The organism is Neobacillus novalis NBRC 102450, assembly GCF_001591805.1.
GTDB lineage: Bacteria > Bacillota > Bacilli > Bacillales > Cytobacillaceae > Neobacillus > Neobacillus novalis.
This window is the reverse complement of sequence record NZ_BCVP01000086.1, coordinates 1-3,694: the sequence shown is the minus strand read 5'-3', so window position 1 is coordinate 3,694 and position 3,694 is coordinate 1. Positions and strand designations below refer to the sequence as shown.

Annotated in this window: 3 protein-coding genes, 1 pseudogene and 1 riboswitch; of the genes and pseudogenes, 2 read left to right on the top strand and 2 right to left on the bottom strand. The window is 38.1% G+C overall.

Translation table 11 applies throughout. From position 1 onward, the window contains the following. Positions 1–130 precede the first annotated feature (130 nt). Together BANVL01_RS26390 and kimA are read right to left on the bottom strand one after the other, a co-directional pair. A pseudogene (locus BANVL01_RS26390) lies at positions 131–1,039 on the bottom strand (nuclease-related domain-containing protein). Between the two features lie 231 nt (positions 1,040–1,270). After that, the gene (gene kimA, locus BANVL01_RS26385) at positions 1,271–3,070 is read right to left on the bottom strand and encodes a potassium transporter KimA (protein WP_235845788.1); all 1,800 of its coding nucleotides are present in this window, start codon (positions 3,068–3,070) and stop codon (positions 1,271–1,273) included. On the opposite strand from kimA, the gene BANVL01_RS28480 reads away from it, so the two are divergent. Both BANVL01_RS28480 and BANVL01_RS27625 read left to right on the top strand, forming a co-directional pair. After that, positions 3,003–3,161, top strand: a complete 159-nt coding sequence (locus tag BANVL01_RS28480; protein WP_235845789.1) for a hypothetical protein — start codon at positions 3,003–3,005, stop codon at positions 3,159–3,161. The genes kimA and BANVL01_RS28480 overlap by 68 nt on opposite strands. A gap of 77 nt (positions 3,162–3,238) precedes the next feature. After that, positions 3,239–3,382, bottom strand: a riboswitch (cyclic di-AMP (ydaO/yuaA leader). Positions 3,383–3,515: 133 nt separating this feature from the next. Next, the gene (locus BANVL01_RS27625) at positions 3,516–3,641 is read left to right on the top strand and encodes a hypothetical protein (protein WP_156482434.1); all 126 of its coding nucleotides are present in this window, start codon (positions 3,516–3,518) and stop codon (positions 3,639–3,641) included. Positions 3,642–3,694 lie beyond the last annotated feature (53 nt).

Sequence of the window (3,694 nt, the reverse complement as noted above, 5' to 3'; positions counted from 1 at the left end):
ACAAAACCGCCAAAGTAAGTGACAAAAATGTCTTTAATAAATAGTCTTAAAGACAAAACTCTCAAGGTTAAAGAAAAATTGTCCCCCACAAATATCTATAGAATGAAATCAAGCAAAAAAACACAAGCCTTCACTCATAATATGCCCATTGACCAACCCCGACAATTTTAAAGTTTCTCTCTAAAATTCTGCTAATCCTTTTCTTACACTCCACAACCCTACACCAATCATAAATATCATTTGTAGTAATTTTTCGACCAGGAAACAGAAGCCTATATTCCTTCACGCTTCGCAAAACGGCAGACGTCACCAATTCTTCGTGCCCACAATCTCCACATATACATTTTTGCCCACTGACAGTAATTGAAAACGAGTTGCATACCTCACAAGTATTCCCTTTTCGAAGATCCTCATATTTATAAGGAGGTAATAGTGTATAAGGGTTTTATTCAATATGTAGTGAAATTAATTTGTCAGCCAGCAACTTGTGTTTTCCACTTAATCTTGATGGTGTCGAATCAAACTTTTTCAAATAGCTATTTACCTGTGTTGGAAAAATAAAAGGCCTGTCGAGGGGAGCTTGGTAAAGGGTGAACTCGGGATTGATAAACACTACCTGGGCCTCAATAGGAAAGTTATACCCAATATTCTGGAGTAATTGCCGGAACAGGGATTCTCCGCGATTCAATTGATGTAGTGGATTATTGTATTCTTTTTTGGGCCTCTTGTATAATCTGTCCTTGACTGCATCGTAAAAATAATTGCCTTCAAAATTTTTCACTTCGTAAACGTAAATGGTTTCAGAAATAATCAGCGAATCAATTTGAAACATAGTGTTGTTTACCTTGAACAGCAAATCATTTAAGATATAGCATTCAAATTGAAGCTTTTCTGTAAGTGAATCAAAGAGTACCTCCCCTTCATAACCCTTTTTTAGGCTGAAATAGTGCTGCATGTCTTTTTCAGGTAAAGTCATCCGTGTGTTTAAGAAACCGAGAATAATTAATTCAGTAGATTTAGTACGGCGTTTATAAGCCATACGCCACGTCCTTCCATAATATTGAAAACCTCATGTCCATTTTATAAGAAAATACCAATGTGGGGGACCTAAATAAATGTATATTTTGTTAACCTTTTTTTGAACCCTTGCGTCAGTCTCCAGTTGCCTTGGGTTCCAGTCCCCATTTTTAAAGTGAAGAAGTATTGATCTTGGCGGAAAAAAAAGCAGAGACTTTTCTCTGCCTTTTTCACCGCTCTTCATTTTGGATATTTACTTTTTCAAATGATAAGGCACAGTCGTGATGATTACGTTTCTCCGATATAGTAAGAATGAACGGATCAGTAAGCTTGATTGGTTATGGAGAATATTGTGCCAGCCTTTTTTCGGAATAAACTGCGGTATCACTACGGTGACTTGGTAATTTGATTCACTCGCTTTGTGTTCAACCGTATCAACAAATTTAGTCAATGGTTGAATAATACTTCTATAGTGAGAGTGAAGGGTCACGAGTCGAACATCGGGCTGCCACATCTTCCATTTCTCTTCAAACTTTTTTTCATCTTCCCTTTCAAAAGAAACGTAAACAGCAATGATTTGTTCAGCTGAAAGAGATTTTGCATAATTGATTGAGTTTCCTACCACATGCGTAATACCCGCAACAGGTACGATGATGACATTTCCTTCAATCGGAACTGCAGGCTCACAAGTGGTAATCCTTAACTGGTCACCTACTGCCTCATAATGCCTTCTTATCCTGTGGAAAATAAAAATGATCATCGGTAAGAAAATGAACACAGGCCAAACCCGATCGAGCTTAGTTAAGAAGAACACGATCGTAACAGTAAAACTAATCAATGCACCGGTTGTGTTAATAATCAGCTTTACTATCCATCCACTAGGTTTTTCACGAATCCATTTCAACATCATTCCTGTTTGCGACAGCGTAAAGGGAATAAAAACCCCCACAGCATATAGTGGGATTAGATGTTCTGTCTGTCCTTCAAAAGCCATAATTAAAAGGATTGATGAAATGCCAAGAATGATGATTCCGTTGGAGTATCCTAGACGGTCACCTCTAATGGTAAACATTCTTGGAATGAATTTATCTTTTGCTAAATTGACCGCCAGCAATGGAAAAGCAGAATATCCGGTATTGGCGGCAAGAATTAAGATCAAGGCTGTTGTCCCTTGGATAAAGTAATACATGAAATTCCGGCCAAATACCGCTTCGGCAATTTGCGAGACGACTGTCACCTTGGCATGAGGAGAAATCCCATAATAATAGGCTAAAAACACAATTCCGGAAAATAGTAACGCAAGTAACGACCCCATCGCCAATAATGTTTTAGCAGCATTTTTCGGTGCTGGGTCTTTAAAGTTTGGAATCGCGTTGGATATAGCCTCGACCCCTGTAAGCGCAGAACTACCGGAAGCAAATGCTCTTAAAAGAATAAACAGACTAATTCCTGCTACAGGTGTCCCAAGCGGCGCAGATAAGTTAGGTGAAACGTTCCCTGTTAAGATGTTGAATAACCCGACTGCAATTAAGATAAATAATGCAAACACAAATAAATAAACAGGGTAGGCTAAAATAGAGGCAGACTCCGTTACCCCTCTTAAGTTTAAGATGGTTATAAATATCACAAAAACAATGGCGATGGCTACATTGTGTGCATGTAGGGCAGGAAAGGCTGATGTAATGGCATCGGTACCTGCAGATACACTTACGGCTACCGTTAAAATATAGTCCACTAATAATGATCCGCCAGCAATAAGACCTGAATTTACACCTAAATTTTCCTTCGAAACTACATACGCCCCTCCACCATGCGGATAAGCAAAGATAATCTGCTGGTAAGATAGAATTAAAGCAGCCAATAGAATTAAAACACAGGCTGCAATGGGAATCGAATACCAAAAGGCTAGAGTGCCCAATGTAAAAAGGACAATTAAGATCTGTTCCGGACCATAGGCAACGGATGATAAAGCATCCGAAGAAAGTATGGCCAAAGCTTTCGTTTTAGAAAGCTTTTGTTCCCCTAAAGCCGTTGATTTTAAAGGACGTCCAATTAAAAACCTCTTTATAGAAGAAATCACAGCCGTTCACCGCCGTATAGTTAGTATTCTTTTTTTTAAAAAAATTCCTGAAAACAATAGCTAATTTTAAAACAAAAAAAGCCTACAAGTCATAAATGAATAGACCTGTAGACATTACATTCCATGTCCCACAAGCTCCACCTTCCTTCTCATATAACGCTTACGAGGTTAGCTGTCGGATTCGGGCCATTGAGTAGCCCTACCTAATTAGGATTCACCCCTTGGGTTATGAATAACCCGAAAAAATGGTTCCCCCGTACCATAAGGTTTCAGCGATTTAGAAATTTGAAACTGTTGATTATCATACTCCCGTGCATAGAAAAAGTAAATAAAAAATTTATATTATTTGGGACTGTGAATCCTTGAACCATGATAGGTAAATAATAATGATATTTCATACCAGAAAAGGATGGATAACATGTCTATTCAAAAGAAACCAATATTAACAGATGAGTTTTTAGACGAATTGGCAAAAGAAATTTCTCAACTATATGGCGGTCCCGAATATGAAAAAAATGACTTGCAAGTAAGGCAGGACTATTGACAGCAAAACTTTAGAAAAAAGGAGAAACTGTCCTTCATGGTTCACCCGAAGAA